Consider the following 531-nt stretch of genomic DNA (forward strand, 5'->3'; position numbering starts at 1 on the left):
CTTCAACAGCATCCCGGCCCTGATCGACGACTGGATGGTCAAGGCCGGCGCCTGGATCGTCATATCGGCCACCAAAGCCAAGATCGCCTTCATTGGTTACAGCTGGGAAGTGGCCCAGGAAGTTCTGAGTCAGCTCAACGTCTCCGACACCATCGAAACCTACTGGGGCCAACTCGATTCCCAGGTGTTGGGCGTGGCCACGTACCTCAAGCTCCCGGAGGCCTTCAACATGATCATCAACGCGAGAGTCACCCGCTACGTCATGGACGTGATCGGCTAAGGAGGGAAGAAATGAGCATCGTCATCCATCATGGTCACCCAGGCTCTTACAAATCCTTCGGCGTCCTCCAGCGCCACGCCATCCCCGCCCTCAAAGAAGGGCGAACGGTTGTCACCAACATAAGGGGCTTCGATTCCCTGGAAAAAGTCGAGGAAGCCTTAAACGAAACCCTTCCCGAAGAAGCCGCCATCCTGAATGTGAACACCGAGGGCAGGGAAGAGAAGGCGTACATGGCAAGGTGGTTTCATTGG

2 protein-coding genes are annotated in these 531 nt (G+C 56.5%); both read left to right on the forward strand.

Annotated features, from left to right (window positions below):
* Positions 1 to 280 (forward strand): DUF2523 family protein (locus tag KEHDKFFH_RS19980; protein WP_104323518.1); only part of this gene is annotated, 280 nt, incomplete at its 5' end.
* A gap of 11 nt (positions 281 to 291) precedes the next feature.
* On the forward strand, positions 292 to 531 hold a 240-nt coding region (locus KEHDKFFH_RS19985), incomplete at its 3' end, for a zonular occludens toxin domain-containing protein (RefSeq protein WP_277872189.1).

It is taken from the genome of Marinobacter maroccanus, assembly GCF_002933275.1.
Classification (GTDB): domain Bacteria; phylum Pseudomonadota; class Gammaproteobacteria; order Pseudomonadales; family Oleiphilaceae; genus Marinobacter; species Marinobacter maroccanus.